This window comes from Variovorax sp. KBW07 (assembly GCF_003852515.1).
GTDB lineage: Bacteria > Pseudomonadota > Gammaproteobacteria > Burkholderiales > Burkholderiaceae_C > Variovorax.
Genome location: NZ_QAJK01000103.1, coordinates 6,296 through 25,674, shown reverse-complemented (window position 1 = coordinate 25,674; position 19,379 = coordinate 6,296). Strand labels below are relative to the sequence as shown.

The following is a 19,379-nucleotide window of genomic DNA, read 5'->3' as shown; positions in this document are numbered from 1 at the left end:
TACGAAGGTTTGCGGGTCCACTCCAGTTCGAATGTCTACTCACCAGCAGATGTTCGTTCGAATGGAAACTATGCCGTTGTCCAACTGAACCCGACGAATGCACCGGATTGCAACCCGGTTCCGATACCTGGCTTCAAACGATGACCTAATTTCAGGAGATGCTGGATCAAACTGTGTGTCTGATCCCGATCAAGCTGAACGTCGCACCATTTGATTCGCGAGAATGGCGGCTCTCATGCCCCTCGTCTCTTTCGCTTCTCTTGAATACGCACTTGCCATCGTCGCCGCGCTGTGGCTCGCGCTGGCCATCGACCGCTGGCTCGGGGAGCCGCCCGCGCGCTGTCATCCGGTCGTGTGGATGGGGCAGTACCTGGGCGCGATCAGCTCGCGTACAGCGCCTTTGCCGAAGGATGCGAAGCCCGTCGACCTGCCGGCCTTCTTCATCGGCGCGCTGACCTGGTGCGTGGGCGCGGCCGCGGTCGGCGGCGTGGCGATGGCATTGCAGGGAATGCTCACGATGTGGCTGCCCCTGTGGGCCATGGCGGTGGTGCTGGGCCTGCTGCTGAAGCCGCTCTTCGCCTGGCGCATGCTGCGCGACGAAGTGCTGGCGGTCGAGGCCGCGCTGGCCGTGTCGCTCGATGCCGGCCGCAAGCAGCTGGCCCGGCTGGTGAGCCGCGATGTCTCGATGCTCAGCGAGCGCGAGGTGCGTGAAAGCGCGATCGAATCGCTTGCTGAAAACCTCAACGATTCGCTGGTGGCCCCGGTGTTCTGGTTCGTGCTGCTCGGCCTGCCGGGCGCGGCGGTCTACCGTTTCGCCAACACAGCCGATGCGATGTGGGGCTACCTGGGGCTGCGCAACGGGCGCGACTGGACGTGGTTCGGCAAATGGGCCGCGCGTGCCGACGACCTGCTGTCGTGGCTGCCGGCGCGCATCACCGTGGGGTTGCTGGTGCTGGCGGCATGGCGCTGGCCCACGAGACTGTCCGAAGAAGCACTCCGCACGCCGTCGCCCAACAGCGGCTGGCCGATGGCGGCGATGGCCTTGCTGCTCGGCGTGCGGCTGGCCAAGCCCGGCGTGTATGCATTGAATGCCGAAGGGCGCGCGGTAACGGCTGCCGACACGCAGCGCACCGCGCAACTGGGTGGCCGGGCCGCATTGGCCCTGGCTGTCGTCGCGTCGATGGGCATCGTGGCCGTCACGTGCTGGAGGTGGTGGGCATGACTTCGGACCGCATCGCCGCGAATGCCGTGAATGTCGCGAATGCCGTAAATGTCGTACATGGCGGGCCCGATGAATCGGGCGCCGCACCGCACGACTTTTCTACCAATGGCAACGCAGTGGGCGCGTGTCCCGCTGCCGTGGCCGCGGTCCGCGCCGCCGATGCCGCGCACTACCCGGACCCGCGCTACACGGCGCTGCGCGCGCGGCTCGCACGTTTTCACGAGGTGGCCGCGGAACGCGTGGTGATCGCGGCGAGCGCGAGCGAGTTCATCCATCGCGTCAGCGCGGCCGTTGCGCAAGGTGGTGGCCAGCAAGCCTGGCTGCCGGCGCACAGCTATGGCGACTACGAGCGTGCCGCGCAGGCCTGGGGCTTGCAGCCGGTGCGCGCGCCGGCATCGCACACGGCGGCTGCGCTGCGCTGGTCTTGCGAACCGTCGAGCCCGATGGGGCAGGCGCAGCCCGGTCTGGCGCAGCTCGCTGAAAGCACGAGCGGCCTCTGCGTGCTCGACATGGCGTACGAGCCGCTGCGCCTCGAAGGCCGGGCATCGCTCGATGCCGCGCAACGCGACCGCGTCTGGCAGCTGTGGACCCCGAACAAGGCGATGGGCCTGACCGGCATTCGCGCCGCCTATGCCATCGCGCCCCGTGGTGAAGCCGAGGGCGAAGGCGCCACGCCGATGCTGCAACGCCTCGACCGGCTCGCGCCGTCATGGCCGATAGGCACGCACGGCGTCGCGCTGCTCGAAGCCTGGACCGGCGACGAAGCGCAAGACTGGCTGGCGAAAAGCCTCCAGACGCTGCGCGCATGGAAGGCCGCGCAACTCGCCCTCTGCGAATCGCTCGGCTGGCATTGCCTGCCCGGCGACGGCAATTTCTTCTGCGCGCGCACCGACAAACCGTATCCCGCGCTGGCCGCCGCGCTGCGCGCCGAAGGCATCAAGCTGCGCGACTGCGCCTCCTTCGGCCTGCCGGGCCACGTGCGCGTCGGGGTGCTGCCGCCGGCGAGCCAGCAGGCCCTGAAAGAGGCCTGGACACGCGCGGCCGCTTCCATCGAACATCGCGCATCGACCTGACCGAACGGACATTCCAAAAAAACAAGAACCATGCTCTACGCCATCACCACGCTTTTTCTTTGCCAGCTGGCCGGCGAGCTGCTCGTGCAGTGGCTCAGCCTGCCGATCCCCGGGCCGCTGATCGGCATGCTGCTGCTGTTCGTCGGCTTGCTGGTTCGCGGCAGCACGCCTCAGACGCTGACCGACACATCGGGCCACCTGTTGCGCAACCTGATGCTGCTGTTCATTCCGGCGGTGACCGGCGTCATGCTGCATTTCGAGCGGGTGGGGCGCGAGTGGCTGCCGTTCCTGGCGGCCGGCATCGTCGGCGCGGCCTTCACCATGACCGTGACCGCGCTCACCTTCCGCTGGATGATCCGCATCACCGGAAAGAACGCCGAATGACCGCGCCCGCGAAGCTCTCCGAAATCTGGGTCTTCCTTGCGCAGTCGCCGCTGCTGTGGCTGTCGCTCACGCTGCTGGCCTACCTGGGCGCGCTGTGGCTGCACACGCGCAGCGGGCGCAACCCGGTGGTCAATCCGGTGCTGGTGTCGGTCATCGTCATCGTGGGCGTGCTGCTGGTCACGCGCACGCCGTACGACACTTATTTCGAAGGCGCGAAGTTCGTGCACTTCCTGATCGGCCCGGCCACGGTGGCGCTGGCGGTGCCGCTCTACGGGCAGGTCGAACGGCTGCGGCGGCTGTGGCTGCCGATCGGCGTGGCGCTGCTGGTGGGCTCTGTGGCGGCCATCGTGTCGGCCATCGGCATCGCGTGGGTACTGGGCGGCTCGCACGAGCTGATCATGTCGCTCGCGCCCAAGTCGGCCACCATGCCCATCGCCATGGGCGTGGCCGAAAAAATCGGCGGGCTGCCGTCGCTCGCGGCCGTGGCCGCGGCCATTGCGGGCATCTCGGGCGCGATCATGGCGACCGGCCTGTTGAACCTGCTGCGCATCAAAGAGCCTGCGGTGCGCGGCTTCGCTGTGGGCATGGCGGCACACGGCATCGGCACGGCGCGCGCCATCCAGGTGAACGAAACGGCGGGCGCATTCTCGGCGCTGGCCATGGGGCTGAACGGCATCGCGACCGCGCTGCTGGTGCCGTTGCTGGTCAAGTTGCTGGGCGCCTGAAATGAAGAAACCCAAGCCCGGCATCGCACTCCGCCCGATGGAACTGGTCTGGCCCTCGAAGGCCGGCCTCGACAGCTATGTGTCGGCCCTGAACCGCGGCTGGGCGCGCGATGAATCGCGCCCCGGCTCGGGCTCCGAAGAGCGTGCGCAGATCGAAGCCGATGCGGCCGGCTTTCTCGCGAGCCTGGTGGACCGCGAAGCCAAGGGCCCGCCCGTGACCATGCCCGACGGCTCGCTGGTGCCCCGGCTGCCCGGCTACAAATGCTGGATGTGGGACGGTGAGTTCAGCGGCAGCATCGACCTGCGCTGGCAACCCGGCACCCAGGCCTTGCCCGCGTACTGCCTGGGCCACATCGGCTACAGCGTGGTGCCGTGGAAGCAGCGCAGGGGCTACGCCACGCAAGCGCTCGGCGCCATGCTGAAGCTGGCGGCCGGGGAGGGCCTGCGCTGGGTCGAGGTGACGACCAGCCCCGACAACTTCGCGTCGCAGAAGGTGATCGAGGCCAACGGCGGCGTGCAGGTCGGCACTTTCCTCACGCAGCCCAGCCAGGGCAGCCTGACCAAGTTCAGGTACCGCATCGACCTCTGACATCTTCGGGGCCCGGATGCAAAATGGCGCCCCGATCAACGCACACCCACCAGGCAGGAGCGCAACCCATGGCCCAGTACACCGCGGAAATTCTCTGGCTGCGTGGCGAGCAGGACTTCCTGGGCAACACCTACAGCCGCAGGCATTCGCTGCGTTTCGATGGCGGTGCGGAAGTGGCGGGCTCCTCGTCGCCGCACGTGGTGCCGCTGCCTATGTCCGATGCGTCGGCGGTCGATCCCGAAGAGATGTTCGTCGCCTCGCTGTCGAACTGCCACATGCTGTGGTTCCTCACCATGGCGGTGAAGCGCAAGTTCAACGTCGACCGCTACTTCGACGCGGCCGTCGGCGTGATGGAGAAGAACGCCGAAGGCAAGACGGCGATGACGGTGGTCACGCTGCGGCCGCAGGTGACCTTCTCGGGCGACAACCTGCCCACGCGCGAGCAGATCGACCACATGCACCACCGGGCGCATGAAGAGTGCTTCATTGCGAACTCGGTCAAGACCGACGTGCGCTGCGAGCCGGTCTACTGACAGGCCGCGCAGCCTTCGCTTCCCCGCTCACTTCGGGCAGTAGGCCCCGGCCTCCGCCCAGGCGCGTATCAACGCCCCGAACTGCGTCTGCGTGCCCGGTGCCGGCGTGCGGTTGGCGCCCGGCTTCCAGGCCCAGCCGACCAGCGTGTCTTCGGACATGTGCTTGACCAGTGCGGCCAGGTCCATGTTGTCGTTGCGCGACTTGTCCTTGATCTGCTCGCAGATCTGCGCGAGCGACTTGCCCTGCCAGGCCATCGAGGCCGGCGCCAGGTGCCACTTCGCATGGCCGGGCACGCCCGAGCTTTCGAAGTTGGCGGCCTGGTGGCAGGTGGCGCAGCGCATGCCCGGCGCACCGAAGCCGTCGGCGCCGCGTATCACCCAGGGCTGGTGCGGCGTCATCGCGTCGGTCTGCGTCGGGCGCTCGCCGCCGGGGTGGCAGTTCTGGCAGCGCGGGCTGTTGATGACCTTGCCGGCCTCGATGAAGAGCGCGGCCGCACGCTCCTGCTTGTTCTCGATGCGATCGAACTCGGAGGCGGGCTTCAGCGTGGTGACATTGCCAGGTGCTGTGGACGGTGCCAGTTGCGCGAAGGCCGAACCTGCGAAAGCGAGCGAGAGCAGGGCGGCACCGAGCAGGCGGGCAACGGACTTGGGAAGGAGCGTCATCGTCGTCATGCCTGCAGCCCTCCGACCATCGGCAACTGCGTCGGCCTTGCCTTGCCGAGCCGCGCCAGCGCATTGGCCACGGCGGGTCCGATGGGTGGCACGCCGGGTTCGCCGACGCCGGTCGGCTTTTCTTTCGAGTCGATGATCTTCACCTCGATCTCGGGCATTTCCTGGATGCGCAGCGAACGGTAGGTGTTGAAGTTGCGCTGCATCGGCCGCCCTTCGTCGAGGCTGACCTGCGCGAACAGGATGTGGCCCAGCCCGAAGCCGATGCCGCCTTCCATCTGCGCACGCACGATGTCGGGGTTGACCACGGTGCCGCAATCGACCGCGCACCACACCTTGTGCACGCGCGGCTCGCCGTTGCCGCCCATCGACACCTCGGCGATCTCGGCCACGAAGGTGCCGAACGATTCGGCCACCGCCACGCCGCGCGCGCGTCCGGCCTCGGGCCTGGTGCTCGACCATTTCGCCATCTCGGCCACGGTGCGCAGCACGCCCGCATGGCGCGCCGACTTGCCCATGAGCGACAGGCGCCCGTCGACCGGATCGAGCCCCGCTGTTTCGAGCAGCTGGTCGATGAAGCACTCGGTGGCATACGCCGTGTGCGTGCTGCCCACGGAGCGCCACGAGGTCACCGGCACCGGGCTCTTGGCGATGTGCGCGTCGCAGCGGAAGTTTGGAATGTCGTAGGGAATGGCCTTGGCGCCCTCGACCATGGTGCCGTCGATGCCGTCTTTCATCAGCCCCTCGAACGCGGTACCGATGATGAACGACTGGCCCACGATGGTGTTGCTCCACGAGGCCAGCTTGCCGTCGCGCAGCACGCCGCGCAGCCGGTGCACGAAGGCCGGGCGGTAGAAGCCGCCGGTGATGTCGTCCTCGCGCGTCCAGACGATCTTCACGGGCTTGTTCGGGCCGATGGCCTTGGCCGATTCGGCCAGTTCTTCGAGCATGTCGTGGCCCAGGTCGATGCGGCGGCCGAAGCTGCCGCCGGCGAGCAGGGTCTCGATCTCGACATCTTCCGGCTTGATGCCGAAGACCTTGGCAATCTGCATCTGGTCGAGCGTCTGGATCTGGCTGCCGTAGCGCGCCTTGACGCGCTTGCCGTCCCACACCAGGAAGCCATTGAGCGGCTCCATCGGGCCGTGCGCCAGGTAGGGGAACACGTACTCGGTCTCGATCACGCGTTCGCCCGCCACGGTGGCGGCCACGTCGCCCTGGCTCGCGGCCACGGTGCCCGTCGTTTTTGCGAGTTGCCGGTAGTCGGCCACGATCTGCGCGCTGCTGCGTTTCTCGGCGGCGGCCTCGTCCCAGACCACGCGCAACTTCTCGCGGCCCTTGATGGCGGACCACGTGTCTTTCGCGTACACGGCCACGCCCGACGAGACCTGCTTCACGTCGACCACGCCGCTCACCGCGCGGGTGGCGGTGGCATCGAAAGACGCGACCTTGCCGCCGAAGCGTGGCGCCCTGGCCACTACCACCGTCAGCATGCCGGGCTCGTGGATGTCCATCGAGAACTGCGCGGTGCCGTTGGTCTTGCCCGGCACGTCGAGCTTTTTCACGGCGCCTTCGCGGCCGATGAGGCGGAAGGCCGACGGGTCTTTCAACGGCGCGTCCTGCGGCACGGGCAGCCTGGCGGCGGCCACCGCGAACTGGCCGAAGCGGCCTTGCCGGCGCGAGGCCACGTGGCGCAGCACGCCGCGCTCTACCGCGATGTCGGCGGCGGGCACCGACCACGCATTGGCCGCGGCCTGGACCAGCAGGGCGCGCGCAATGGCGCCGGCCTTGCGCATCTGCTCGTAGGAGTTGGCGACCGCGCTGGAGCCGCCCGTGCCCTGTATCGGGCCGAAGGCCATGTTGTTGTACAGCTTGGCGTTGGCGGGTGCGTGCTCGGCGCGCATCTGCGACCAGTCGGCGTCCATCTCCTCGGCCACCAGCGTGGTGAGGCCGGTCATCGGGCCCTGGCCGAATTCGATGTGCTTGACCAGCACGGTCACCGTGCTGTCGGTGCCCACGCGCACGAAGGCGTTGGGCGCGAAGGCGGCGGCGCGGGCCTTGGGCGTGGCGGCCTGCGCCGAGCGGCTCATGGGGGCGAGGTACACGCCGACCAGCAGGCCGGTGGTGCCCTGGAGCAGGGTGCGGCGCGAGAGGCCTGCGGCCTTCGGGGCTGCCGTCGCGTTGTCGGTGTCGGTGGTATGGGTGGTGTCGGTGCTCATGGCGTCACCCTTGCAGCGCTTGCGCCGCGTCATGGATGGCCGCGCGGATGCGCACGTAGGTCGCGCATCGACAGATGTTGCCGTTCATCGCCAGGTCGATGTCGCGGTCGGTCGGCTTCTTCACTTCGCGCAGCAGCGCCACCGCGCTCATGATCTGGCCCGACTGGCAGTAGCCGCACTGCGGCACGTCGCGCGCGATCCACGCGGCCTGCACGGCCTTGGCTTCGCGGCTGGTCGCGCCCTCGATGGTGGTGATGGCGCGCTTGCCCACGGCTGCCACCGGTATCGAGCACGAGCGCACCGGCTGGCCTTCCAGGTGCACGGTGCAGGCGCCGCACTGGGCCACGCCGCAGCCGAACTTGGTGCCGGTCAGTTGAAGATGGTCGCGCAGGACCCAGAGCAGCGGCGTGTCGTCGTCCACGTCGACACGCTGCGCCTTCCCGTTCACTTGGATGTGATGAATCATGGCTCCCCTTTGTTGGGTGGCTAGATAAAGAGAAAGAACTACCCGGCCGGGGCGCTGCCAGATGACGCGACCTGAGGCGCTGCGGGCCTCGGTCGGTGTACCTTTTCCGGGCCGCGGATGCAAGCGCGGCTTTCGGTGGATTCGGCGGACTCGGTGGAAAGCGTCAGCGGCGCTGCAGCCGCGGATTCTTCGCGAACAGATCGGCCGCCCAATCTACAAAAGCCCGCACCTTGGCGCTGAGGTGGCGGTTGGGCGGGTACACCACGTGAATCGGCAACGGGTCGCGGGTCCAGTCGGACAGCACCTCGACCAGCTCGCCGTTTTCCAGGTGCGGCTCGGCCATGAAGGTGATGCACTGCGAAATGCCGAAGCCGCCGAGCACCGCCGCGATGTGGGCATTGCTCTCGTTCACCGACACGCGGTAGGGCCCGTTCAGCTCGATGCGCTCGTCGCCCTTGTGGAACTCGTGCGGGTACACGCGCCGCGTGGTGCCCGAGAAATAGCTCACCACGTGGTGGCGCTTCTCGATGTCGTTGGGGTGCTGAGGCGTGCCGTAGCGCTTGATGTACGCCGGTGACGCCACGGTGACGAAATACAGCGTGCCGATGCGGCGCGCCACCAGCGACTGGTCGCTGAGCTCGCCGGCGCGGATCACGCAATCGACGTTGTCGCTGATCAGGTCCACCGTGCGGTCGCTCACGCCCAGGTCGACCTGGATGTCGGGGTAGCGGTCGCAGAAGGTGGCCAGCGCGGGCAGGATGATCTGCCTGGCCACCGAGGTGCCGACGTCGATGCGCAAGCGCCCCGTGGGGCTGGCCTGCGCATTCGTCATGCTGGCTTCCATGTCGTCGAAGTCGTTCAGCAGGCGCGCCGCCCGCTCGAAGTAGGCCGCGCCGTCGGGCGTGACGGTCACGCGCCGCGTGGTGCGGTTGAGCAGCTTCACGCGCAGGCGCGATTCCAGCGCCTGGATCTGCTTGGTGACGGTGCCCTTGGGCAGGGCGAGAGAGTCGGCGGCCCGGGTGAATGTCCCGGCTTCCACGACGCGGACAAAGATCCGCATGGCCTGGATTTGATCCATTGAATGCCTGTTCTGGGGTACCCGGCCCACACCGGGGGGAGCGGATTCTCACACATGCGGGTAATCCCCACAGGGCTCCGATTGTTAGCGGTTTGGAAACAGAGTAGGGGCATGTTCCCTGTTTAACGCGACATGCGGCGCCTTATATTTCACTCATCGCCCATTCCCCCAAGGTCGCCCATGTCACCCGCTCCATCGTCCCGCTCCGCCGAAGCTGCTGCTCTCGCAGCGGCACAAGGCGTGGAAGCCGATCTGTCGATCGAGCTGCCCGGCCGTGCACCGGTGGGTGCGCGTGTGTACGGACAGCGCGCCAAGGGTGACACGGTGCCGCTGGTGCTGCACTTCCATGGCGGCACCTTCATCTGCGGCAACCTCGACAACGGACGCAACGTGGCACGGCTGCTGGCCGGCTCCGGCGCGGTGGTGGTTTCGCTGGCGTATCCGCTGGCACCCGAGTCGCCATTTCCCGAACCCATCGAGGTGGGCTATGCCGCCCTCGAATGGCTCTACAAGCAGCGCGTCAAGCTCGGCGGCAAGGGCGCGCAGGTGTACCTGGCCGGCGAAGAAGCCGGCGGCAACCTGGCCGCGGCCGTGGCGCTGATTGCCCGCGACCGGGCGCATCCGCCGGTGGCCGGGCAGATCCTGCTGTCGCCCATGCTCGATCCGTGCGCAGGCACGGCCTCGCTGCGCAACGCCACCAACGACGCGGCCGAGTGCCGTTGGGCTACTGGCTGGGAGAAGTACCTCAGTTGCCCCTCGAACGCCACGCACCCCTATGCGGTGCCGAGCGGATCGCTGCGGCTGTCGGCCCTGGCACCCGCGCTGGTGCTGGTGGGTGCCGACGACGCCATGCGCGACGAAGCGCTGACCTTCGCCGGCCGCCTGCGTGCCGCCGGCATCGAGGTCACGAGCAGCGTGCTGCCCAGTGCCAAGGATTGGCCGAAGGCGCTGTACGACACCGAGAACAACGGTTGCGTGGCCTGTGAAGCCACCGTGCAGCAGCACTTCCGCGAGTTCTTCAGTGCGACCACGCCGCCTCCCGCGGCGCCCAACCACCCCAGCTAGTTAGTTCCAGCCCCCAGGCTGCCTGATCGACACGCTGCCAGCGCGGCAGCGTGAGAGGGCCCCTTTTTTTCCGAAATCCGCCTCCTGGTGCCGAAATGCGCCGGGGTGGCCTGTTGCATCCAAAAAGTCATCGAGAAGGACGAACCATCATGTCGAACAACAAGCAAAAGCTCTCTTCCGCTGCCCGCAAGGGCCTGTGGCCCGCAGTGACGGGCGTGACCGCGCTGCTGGCCGTGGCGGCCGCCGTGCTGGGCATGCACAGCTTCAAGGCCGAGGCCACGGCACCCGTTGCCGCGCAGCAGGGCACGCCGGTGTCGGTTGCCACCGTGGCGTCGAGCGAGATCAACGCCTGGGACGAGTTCTCGGGCCGGCTCGAAGCCGTGGAGCGGGTCGACGTGCGATCCCGGGTGGCGGGCGCCGTGCAGTCGGTGCACTTCCGTGAAGGCGCACTGGTGAAGCAGGGCGACCTGCTCATCACCATCGACCCCGCGCCGTACGCGGCCGAGGTCGAGCGCGCCGAAGCGCAGGTGGCGTCGGCGCAGGCCCGCCAGTCGTTCAGCCGCAGCGAGCAGGAACGCGCCAAGCGCCTGTGGGACGAGCAGGCCATTGCCCAGCGCGAATACGACGAGCGCGCCAACGCCGGCCGCGAAGCCGAAGCCAACCTGCGCGCGGCGCAAGCCTCGCTGCAGACCGCGCGCCTGAGCCTGGGCTACACCCAGGTGCGGGCACCGGTGTCGGGCCGCATCGGCAAGCTCGAGGTGACTGTGGGCAACCTCGTCGCCGCGGGCCCCGGCGCGCCGGTGCTGACCACGCTGGTGTCGGTGAGCCCGATCTACGCGAGCTTCGATGCCGACGAGCAAGTCATCACCCGGGCCCTGAAGGAGCTGCCGAGCGGCTCCAGCGCCCGCGGCCAGATCGAGACGATTCCCGTGCAGATGGGCACCGCCGGCCTGGACGGCACGCCCTTCACCGGCAAGCTGCAGCTGATCGACAACCAGGTCGATGCCAAGAGCGGCACGGTGCGCGTGCGGGCCTCGTTCGACAACAAGGACGGCTCGCTCATTCCCGGCCAGTTCGCCCGCATCCGCATGGGCCAGGCACGCAACGACACCGCACTGCTGGTGAGCGAACGCGCCATCGGCACCGACCAGAACAAGAAGTTCGTGATGGTCGTCGGTGAAGACAGCAAGGCCGTCTACCGCGAAGTGACGCTGGGTGCTTCCATCAACGGCCTGCGTGTCGTGAGCAAGGGCCTGAAGGCGGGCGACCGCATCGTGGTCAACGGCCTGCAGCACATCCGCCCGGGTGCACTGCTGGCACCGCAGACCGTGACGATGGACGCCAAGGCCGACGTCAAGCAGCAACAACCTGAACGCGTGGCGGAAGCCGCGAAGTCCTGAATTCGATGAACCCGGAGGGGAGCGCCTCATGGCGCTCGCCGGAGAACCAACATGAATCTCTCTAAATTCTTCATCGACCGGCCGATCTTTGCCGGCGTGCTGTCGCTATTGATGCTGATAGCCGGCCTGATCGCGCTGCGCGGGCTGCCGATCTCGGAGTACCCGGAAGTCGCGCCGCCTTCGGTGGTGGTGCGCGCCCAGTACCCCGGCGCCAATCCGAAGGTGATTGCCGAAACCGTTGCCACCCCGCTCGAAGAGCAGATCAACGGCGTCGAAGGCATGCTCTACATGGGCAGCCAGGCGACCACCGACGGCGTGCTGACGCTCACCGTCACCTTCCGCCTGGGCACCGACCCCGACAAGGCGCAGCAACTCGTGCAGAACCGCGTCTCGCAAGCCGAGCCGCGCCTGCCCGAGGAAGTGCGGCGCCTGGGCATCACGACCGTCAAGAGCGCCCCCGACCTGACGATGGTGGTCCACCTCGTCTCGCCGAACAACCGCTACGACATCAACTACCTGCGCAACTACGCGGTGCTGAACGTGAAAGACCCGCTGGCACGCATCGAAGGCGTGGGCCAGGTGCAGATCTTCGGCGGCGGCGACTATTCGATGCGCGTCTGGCTCGACCCGCAGAAGGTCGCGCAGCGCGGCCTCTCGGCTTCTGATGTGGTGGCCGCCATCCGTGGCCAGAACGTGCAGGCCGCGGCCGGCGTGGTCGGCGCATCGCCGGGCCTGTCGGGCGTGGACATGCAGCTGTCGATCAATGCGCAAGGGCGCCTGCAGAGCGAAGAAGAGTTCGGCGACATCATCGTCAAGAGCGGCACCGACGGCGCCGTGACCCGGCTGCGCGACATCGGCCGCCTTGAAATGGGCGCCGCCGACTACTCGCTGCGTTCGCTGCTGAACAACGACCCGGCCGTCGGCATGGGCGTGTTCCAGGCACCGGGCTCCAACGCGCTCGACATCTCGTCCAACGTCCGCAAGACGATGGAAGAGCTGAACAAGAACATGCCCGAGGGCCTGGAATACCGCATCGCTTACGACCCAACGCAGTTCGTGCGCGCGTCCATCGAATCGGTGATTCACACGCTGCTCGAAGCCATCATGCTGGTGGTGCTCGTGGTCATCTTGTTCCTGCAGACGTGGCGCGCGTCGATCATTCCGCTGCTGGCCGTGCCGGTGTCGGTGATCGGTACCTTCGCGGTGCTGCATGTGCTGGGCTTCTCGATCAACGCGCTGAGCCTGTTCGGGCTGGTGCTGGCCATCGGCATCGTGGTGGACGACGCCATCGTGGTGGTGGAAAACGTCGAGCGGAACATCGAAGCGGGGCTCACGCCGCGCGAAGCCACGTACCGCGCCATGCGCGAAGTGTCCGGGCCCATCATCGCGATCGCGCTGGTGCTGGTGGCCGTGTTCGTTCCGCTGGCTTTCATCAGCGGCCTCACGGGCCAGTTCTATCGCCAGTTCGCGGTGACCATCGCCATCTCGACGGTGATCTCGGCGATCAACTCGCTCACGCTGTCGCCGGCGCTTGCCGCTTTGCTGCTGCGCGGCCATGACCAGCCGAAGGACGCTCTGACGCGCGGCATGGACAAGGCCTTCGGCTGGCTGTTCCGCGGCTTCAACCGCCTGTTCCATCGCGGCTCGGAGGCCTACAGCGGCGGTGTGAAGAACGTCATCTCGCGCAAGGCGCTGATGCTGGCAATCTACGTGGCGCTGATCGCCGTGACCTTCGGCCTCTTCAAGGCGGTGCCGGGCGGCTTCGTGCCGGCGCAGGACAAGCAATACCTGATCGGTTTTGCCCAGCTGCCCGACGGCGCCACGCTCGACCGCACCGACGAAGTGATCCAGCGCATGGGCGAGATCATGAAGAAGAACCCGAACGTGGAAGACGCCATTGCCTTCCCGGGCCTGTCGATCAACGGCTTCACCAACAGCTCGAACTCGGGCATCGTGTTTGCCACGCTCAAGCCCTTCGACCAGCGCAAGCGCGAAGACCAGAGCGGCGGTGCCGTGGCCGGCCAGCTGAACGGTGCCTTCGCCGGCATCCAGGACGCTTTCATCGTGATGTTCCCGCCGCCACCGGTGGCGGGCCTGGGCACCACGGGCGGCTTCAAGCTGCAGCTGGAAGACCGTGCCTCGGTCGGCTACGACCAGATGGACGCGGCAGTGAAGGCCTTCATGGCCAAGGCGCACGCCGCGCCCGAGCTGGCCGGCATGTTCACGAGCTGGCAGGTCAACGTGCCGCAGCTGTATGCCGACATCGACCGCACCAAGGCCCGCCAGCTCGGCGTGCCGGTGACGGACATCTTCGACACCATGCAGATCTACCTGGGCAGCCTGTATGCGAACGACTTCAACAAGTTCGGCCGCACGTACAGCGTGCGGGTGCAGGCCGATGCGCCGTACCGCGCCCGTGCCGAAGACGTGGGCCTGCTGAAGGTGCGCTCGACCTCGGGCGAAATGGTGCCGCTGTCCGCGCTGATGAAGGTCAATTCGACCTTCGGGCCGGAACGCGCCATGCGCTACAACGGCTACCTGGCCGCCGATATCAACGGTGGCCCGGCTCCCGGCTATTCGTCGGGCCAGGCACAGGACGCGATCACCAAGATCGCGGCCGAGACGCTGCCCAAGGGCGTGAGCTTCGAGTGGACCGAGCTGACGTACCAGGAAATTCTGGCCGGCAACTCCGCCTTCCTGGTGTTCCCGCTGGCCATCCTGCTGGTGTTCCTGGTGCTGGCTGCGCAGTACGAAAGCCTGACGCTGCCGATCGCGATCATTCTGATCGTGCCGATGGGCATCATGGCCGCGATGGCGGGCGTGTGGATATCGGGGGGTGACAACAACGTCTTCACGCAGATCGGGCTGATCGTGCTGGTGGGGCTGAGTGCGAAGAACGCGATTCTTATCGTGGAGTTCGCACGGGAGCTGGAGTTTGCGGGGCGCACACCCGTGCAAGCCGCCATCGAAGCCAGCCGCCTGCGCCTGCGCCCGATTCTCATGACCTCGCTGGCCTTCGTGATGGGCGTGCTGCCCCTCGTGCTGTCGACCGGCGCGGGCTCTGAAATGCGCAAGGCCATGGGCGTGGCGGTGTTCGCCGGAATGATCGGCGTGACGGCCTTCGGCCTGTTCCTGACGCCGGTGTTCTATGTGCTGCTGCGGCGCCTCGCGGGCAACCGGCCGCTCAAGCTGCATGGCGAAGTGCCGCATGGCGACGACTTCGTGTCGGCCGACCACCCGGTCGCTCATTCCGCACCGTCGTCGCACGGTGGTTCGGGTGGCGGCGGGTTGAACCCGGTGCCCGCGTCGCCGCGTCCCTCGCACGGATCGCATGACTGACCGCGGGGTCGGTCAAGAAGAAAGTTGATCATCATGAAATTCGCATTCCAACCTTTGGTCCGCAACGCGCTGCTGCCGCTGGTGGCGGCCCTGGCGCTGGCCGGTTGCGCCACCGTGCCCTCCGGCATGCCGGAGATCCAGACCACGGCGCAGTTCAAGGAGCAGGGCGCCACGCCGCCCGCAGGCTTCACGCGTGCGGTGCCTTCCGAGGCGCAGGCACGCGGCGCCTGGTGGCTGGCGTTCAACGACCCGGTGCTCAATGCGCTGGTCGAGAAGGCCGACGTCAACAACAACAACATCCAGGCCGCGGCCGCGCGGTTGGCCGAGGCCCGTGCGCTGGCACGCAGCGCCAACGCCGACCGCCTGCCGCAGATCGGCCTGAACGCCGGTGCCAACCGTGGCGCGGGGCTGGACAAGGCCACCGCCAGCACGCGGCCGGCCACCATGACCAATGCCGGTGCCACCTTCTCGTACGAGCTCGACCTGTTCGGCCGCCTCTCGGGCGCCAGCAACGCGGCCAAGCTGGACGCGGCGGGCCGCGAGGCGCTGCTGCAAAGCACCCGGCTGGCGGTGCAGGCGGAAGTGGCCCAGACCTACCTGCAGCTGCGCGCGCTCGATGCCGAACGCGCCCTGGTGCGCGAGACGGTCGAGGCCTACCGCGACACGCTGCGCCTGACGCAGCGCCGCCAGGCGGCCGGCGACATTGCCGAGCTCGACGTGGCGCGTGTGCAGACCGAGGTGTCGTCCACCGAATCGGACGCGCTGGCGCTCGACCGCCAGCGGGCCCAGGTGGAGCACGCGCTGGCCGTGCTGGTGGGCGATTCGGCCTCCAGCTTCGGCCTGCGCACCGACGAATGGGCCACGGCGCTGCCGTCCATTCCGCCGGGCGTGCCGGCCACGGTGCTGACGCGCCGGCCCGACGTGTCGGCCGCGCAGAGCGCCGTGCTGGCCGCGCAGGCCCGCGTCGGCGTGGCGCAGGCCGCGTGGTTCCCGGACATCTCGCTGACCGGCGCCGCCGGCTACGCCTCGCCCGAGATCGGCGACCTCTTCAAGTGGTCGGCCCGCTCGTGGGGCGTGGGCGCGCTGCTGTCGCTGCCGATCTTCGACGGCGGCCGCCGCGAAGCCGGCGTGCAGGGCGCCAATGCCCAGCTCGACGGCGCGCTGGCCAGCTACCGCTCGCAGGTGCTGGTGGCATTCCAGGAGGTCGAAGACCAGCTGGCCGCCATTCGCATCCTGCAGGAGCAATCGGTGGTGCAGGCGCAGGCCGTCACGTCGGCCCAGCGCGCCACCAGCCTGTCGGACACGCGCTACCGCAACGGCTACATCAGCCAGCTCGACCTGCTCGACGCCCGCCGCAGCGAGCTGCGCAACCGGCGGCAGGCGCTGCAGGTGAAGTCGGCGCAGTACCAGGCTGCCGTGGGGTTGATCCGAGCCATCGGCGGGGGCTGGGAAGCGCCGGCTGCTGTGGCCGTGGCACCGGCGGAACCGGCGGCACCGGCACCGGCGTCGCAGGCCGTGGCCGCGCGCTGAAAGGCAAAGGGCCAGCCAGCCAGAGTTTCAGTTTGAAAGCCTGAAAGCCGCAGTCATGCGGTCTTGCGCCGCCGCAGGGTCAGCCGTTACCGGCCGGGCCTGCGGCGGCGTTTATTTTTTGCAGTTCGGCCACGCCCATGGCCAGCGCGCTGGAGTAGCTGGCCTGCGGCCGGGTGGCCGAGCGGTAGACCCGGTAGTCGAGTGTCTCGGAGGCTTCTTCGCTGCCGTGGTGGGCTTTGAGCAGGGTCCAGAAGAACTGGCCCGGTTCGCGTTCCTCGACGGCAAGTGCCAGATCGTTCAGGGCAGGCATGGGTCCGTGGTTGCAAAGCGTGGTGATGGCCTGTGTACGCATCGGCGCCGGATTCGGATTCAACGGCGGCGCTCAACGACAATTCGCCGATGAGTTCAAAGGCTACAAACGGGCCGGCGCGTTGCGTCATGGTCCTGGGCACCACCAGCGGCGCGGGCAAGAGCTGGCTGGCCACGGCGCTGTGCCGCTGGTATGCGCGGCAGGGCCTGAAAGTGGCGCCGTTCAAGGCGCAGAACATGAGCAACAACGCCCGCGTGGTCGACGGCGGCGAAATCGGCAGCGCCCAGTATTTCCAGGCCCTGGCCGCCAATGCCGTGCCCGAGGTGCGCATGAACCCGCTGCTGCTCAAGCCCGAGCGCGACACGCACAGCCAGGTCGTGCTGATGGGGCAGGTGACCGAAGCGCTGTCGGCCTTGCCCTGGCGCGGCCGCAGCGAGCGCGTCTGGCCGCAGATCGCACAGGCGCTCGACGAGCTGCGCGCCGAAAACGACGTGGTGGTCATCGAAGGCGCGGGCTCGCCGGCCGAGATCAACCTGATGGCCAGCGACATCGTCAACATGCGCATCGCGCGGCACGCCCAGGCCCGTTGCCTGCTGGCGACCGACATCGACCGGGGCGGCGCCTTTGCCCACCTGTACGGCACCTGGGCGCTGCTGCCCGAAGCCGACCGGGCGCTGCTCAAGGGCTTCGTGCTTAACAAATTCCGGGGCGACGCCTCGCTGCTGGCGCCCGCGCCGCAGCAACTGCGGGAGCTGACCGGCGTGCCCACCGTCGCCGTGTTGCCCATGTGGTGGCAGCACGGCCTGCCCGAAGAAGACGGCGTGTTCGACGATCGCAGCCGCGCCAGCGGCACAGTCACCCGCACGGTGGCGGTGGTGGCGTATCCGCGCATCAGCAACCTCGACGAATTCCAGGCGCTGAAGAACGTGCCCGGCGTGCGGCTGGTCTGGGCCCGCACCCCGGCCGACGTGGCCGGTGCCGACTGGATCGTGCTGCCCGGCTCCAAGCACACCAGCGGCGACCTGGCCTGGCTGCGCGCGCAGGGGCTCGACAGCGCCGTGGCCGCGCACGCCGGGCGGGGTGGCGCGGTGCTGGGCATCTGCGGCGGCCTGCAGATGCTGGGCGAGGCGCTGGTCGACCCCCACGGCATCGACGGCAACGCACCGGGGCTCGGCCTGCTGCCGCTGGTGACCGTGTTCGAGCGCGAGAAAACCGTGCGCCACCGCGCCGCCACCTTCGGCAAACTGACCGGCGACTGGGCCGCGCTGTCGGGCGTGCCCGTGGCCGGCTATGAGATTCACCACGGCCAGACCGCCGCCCACCCCCAACTTGCGCACGACGGCCACCCCGTCATGCCCGAGGGGCTGGCCTGGCAGAACACGCGCGGCAACGTGCTGGGCCTTTACCTGCACGGCCTGTTCGAGGATGCTGGCGCGTTGCACGCCCTGTTCGGCGCCACCGCCCCCACGCTGGACGCCACCTTCGACGGGCTGGCCGACTTCATCGACACCCATTTCGACGCCGGCGTGCTGGCCGGGCTGATTGCTTGACCGACTGACCGACTGATTTGACTGACCGACCGCTAGATTGACCGACGGCATGAACAACAACGAACAGATTTCCGCCATTCCCGACATCGTCGACACCGCCCTGGTGGCCAGGCTGCGGAGTGCGCTCGACAACAAGACCAAGCCGCTCGGCGCGCTCGGCCGCATCGAAACCCTGGCACTGCGCATCGGCCTCATCCTGGGCAGCGAAGCGCCGCGGCTCGAAGCACCGCAGATGCTGGTGTGCGCGGGCGACCATGGCCTGGCGGCGCGCGGCGTCTCGGCGTATCCCAGCGACGTCACCTGGCAGATGGTCGAGAACTTCCTGGCCGGCGGTGCCGCCGTGAGCGTGCTCGCGCGCCAGCACGGCCTGGCATTGACGGTGGTCGATTGCGGCGTGGTGCGCGACTTCCAGCCCCGGCCCGGGCTGGTGCAGCGGCGCATTGCCGCGGGCACGGCGGATGCCTCCACGGGCCCGGCGATGACGTCCGAACAATGCGCCCAGGCCATTGCCAATGGCCGCGAGGTGGTGCGCGCGCTGCCGGGCAACGCCGTGCTGCTCGGCGAAATGGGCATCGGCAACAGTTCCTCGGCGGCACTGCTGTTGTCGAGGCTGGCCGGCCTGCCCATCGATGCCTGCATCGGCGTGGGCACCGGCCTCGACGCAGCGGGCCTGGCGCGCAAGCGCGAGGTGTTGCGCCAGGTGCTGGCGCTGCACGCGTCCGCCACGGCGCCGCTGGACGCGCTGGCGGCCTTCGGCGGTTTCGAGGTCGCGACGCTGGTCGGTGTGGTGCTGCAAGCCGCGCAGGAGCGGCGCGTGATCGTGGTCGACGGCTTCATCGCCAGCGCGGCCGTGCTGGTAGCCCAGGCGCTGCAGCCGTTCGTGGCGCAGCGCTGCGTGGCGGCGCACTGTTCGGCGGAGCCGGGGCATGTGCTGTTGCTGGAGCGGCTGGGGCTGGAACCGCTGTTGAGCCTCGACCTGCGTCTGGGTGAAGGCTCGGGTGGCGCGCTGGCCTGGCCGCTGTTGGAGTCCGCGTGCCTGATCCTGCGCGAGATGGCCAGCTTCGAGGCGGCGGGTGTGTCGCGCAAGACATGACAGCTTGCGCTTCCGTCCGTCGTTCGCTGCGTTCTGAGCGCTGCTGTTCAGGGCGCGCTCACGCCGACGGTGTGCTCTGCTCCGCGAATGTCCCCCGCTTCGCTCCTCCTTTATTTCGCTGCGCAGAGCACACCGCC

The 19,379-nt window shown here is 68.3% G+C and carries 17 protein-coding genes; 12 read left to right on the top strand and 5 right to left on the bottom strand.

From position 1 onward, the window contains the following. The first annotated feature begins 235 nt into the window (after positions 1-235). From cbiB to DBV14_RS20740, 6 genes are all read left to right on the top strand, one after another. Positions 236-1,222, top strand: a complete 987-nt coding sequence (cbiB, locus tag DBV14_RS20765) for an adenosylcobinamide-phosphate synthase CbiB (RefSeq protein WP_124461612.1) — start codon at positions 236-238, stop codon at positions 1,220-1,222. Next, on the top strand, positions 1,219-2,295 hold the full coding sequence (locus DBV14_RS20760; RefSeq protein WP_124461611.1) for an aminotransferase class I/II-fold pyridoxal phosphate-dependent enzyme: 1,077 nt from the start codon (positions 1,219-1,221) through the stop codon (positions 2,293-2,295). Before cbiB ends, DBV14_RS20760 begins: the two co-directional genes overlap by 4 nt. A 30-nt stretch (positions 2,296-2,325) precedes the next feature. After that, the gene (locus DBV14_RS20755) at positions 2,326-2,679 is read left to right on the top strand and encodes a CidA/LrgA family protein (protein ID WP_124461608.1); all 354 of its coding nucleotides are present in this window, start codon (positions 2,326-2,328) and stop codon (positions 2,677-2,679) included. After that, on the top strand, positions 2,676-3,404 hold the full coding sequence (locus tag DBV14_RS20750) for an LrgB family protein (protein ID WP_124461606.1): 729 nt from the start codon (positions 2,676-2,678) through the stop codon (positions 3,402-3,404). The genes DBV14_RS20755 and DBV14_RS20750 overlap by 4 nt, the downstream gene beginning before the upstream one ends. Before the next feature lies 1 nt (position 3,405). Continuing rightward, positions 3,406-3,993 carry a GNAT family N-acetyltransferase gene (locus DBV14_RS20745; protein WP_260397148.1) on the top strand — a complete coding sequence of 196 codons (588 nt, stop codon included), beginning with the start codon at positions 3,406-3,408 and terminating at the stop codon, positions 3,991-3,993. Between the two features lie 68 nt (positions 3,994-4,061). After that, the gene (locus tag DBV14_RS20740) at positions 4,062-4,526 is read left to right on the top strand and encodes an OsmC family protein (RefSeq protein ID WP_124461604.1); all 465 of its coding nucleotides are present in this window, start codon (positions 4,062-4,064) and stop codon (positions 4,524-4,526) included. 27 nt (positions 4,527-4,553) lie between these two features. On the opposite strand, the gene DBV14_RS20735 is transcribed toward DBV14_RS20740, so the two are convergent. The 4 genes from DBV14_RS20735 to DBV14_RS20720 form a co-directional block, all read right to left on the bottom strand. Then, positions 4,554-5,189: an Isoquinoline 1-oxidoreductase subunit gene (locus DBV14_RS20735; protein WP_124461602.1), complete on the bottom strand. Its 636-nt coding sequence runs from the start codon at positions 5,187-5,189 to the stop codon at positions 4,554-4,556. A 5-nt stretch (positions 5,190-5,194) separates the two neighbouring features. Beyond that, positions 5,195-7,411 (bottom strand): xanthine dehydrogenase family protein molybdopterin-binding subunit, encoded by a 2,217-nt coding sequence (locus DBV14_RS20730; RefSeq protein WP_124461600.1) that lies wholly within the window; start codon positions 7,409-7,411, stop codon positions 5,195-5,197. Positions 7,412-7,415: 4 nt separating this feature from the next. After that, the gene (locus DBV14_RS20725) at positions 7,416-7,877 is read right to left on the bottom strand and encodes a (2Fe-2S)-binding protein (protein ID WP_124461598.1); all 462 of its coding nucleotides are present in this window, start codon (positions 7,875-7,877) and stop codon (positions 7,416-7,418) included. A 163-nt stretch (positions 7,878-8,040) separates the two neighbouring features. Next, positions 8,041-8,955, bottom strand: a complete 915-nt coding sequence (locus tag DBV14_RS20720; protein ID WP_124461596.1) for a LysR family transcriptional regulator — start codon at positions 8,953-8,955, stop codon at positions 8,041-8,043. A gap of 180 nt (positions 8,956-9,135) precedes the next feature. Here DBV14_RS20720 and DBV14_RS20715 point away from each other — a divergent pair, with 180 nt between their 5' ends. The 4 genes from DBV14_RS20715 (at position 9,136) to DBV14_RS20700 (ending at position 16,289) form a co-directional block, all read left to right on the top strand. After that, on the top strand, positions 9,136-10,020 hold the full coding sequence (locus DBV14_RS20715) for an alpha/beta hydrolase (protein WP_124461592.1): 885 nt from the start codon (positions 9,136-9,138) through the stop codon (positions 10,018-10,020). 149 nt (positions 10,021-10,169) lie between these two features. Further along, positions 10,170-11,420, top strand: coding sequence for an efflux RND transporter periplasmic adaptor subunit (locus tag DBV14_RS20710; protein WP_124461590.1), 1,251 nt, complete (start codon positions 10,170-10,172; stop codon positions 11,418-11,420). A 51-nt stretch (positions 11,421-11,471) separates the two neighbouring features. Continuing rightward, complete coding sequence (locus DBV14_RS20705) at positions 11,472-14,759, top strand: efflux RND transporter permease subunit (RefSeq protein ID WP_124461588.1); 3,288 nt, start codon at positions 11,472-11,474, stop codon at positions 14,757-14,759. 33 nt (positions 14,760-14,792) lie between these two features. Further along, positions 14,793-16,289, top strand: a complete 1,497-nt coding sequence (locus DBV14_RS20700) for an efflux transporter outer membrane subunit (protein WP_124461586.1) — start codon at positions 14,793-14,795, stop codon at positions 16,287-16,289. Between the two features lie 79 nt (positions 16,290-16,368). Here DBV14_RS20700 and DBV14_RS20695 read toward each other — a convergent pair whose 3' ends face one another. Next, entirely contained in the window at positions 16,369-16,641 is a 273-nt protein-coding gene (locus DBV14_RS20695) for a hypothetical protein (RefSeq protein ID WP_260397147.1), read from the bottom strand. A gap of 47 nt (positions 16,642-16,688) precedes the next feature. Between DBV14_RS20695 and DBV14_RS20690 the strand changes: the two genes are divergently transcribed. Further along, positions 16,689-18,149 carry a cobyric acid synthase gene (locus tag DBV14_RS20690; protein WP_124461584.1) on the top strand — a complete coding sequence of 487 codons (1,461 nt, stop codon included), beginning with the start codon at positions 16,689-16,691 and terminating at the stop codon, positions 18,147-18,149. A gap of 49 nt (positions 18,150-18,198) precedes the next feature. After that, positions 18,199-19,242, top strand: a complete 1,044-nt coding sequence (gene cobT, locus DBV14_RS20685; RefSeq protein WP_185546074.1) for a nicotinate-nucleotide--dimethylbenzimidazole phosphoribosyltransferase — start codon at positions 18,199-18,201, stop codon at positions 19,240-19,242. The last annotated feature ends 137 nt before the right edge of the window (positions 19,243-19,379 follow it).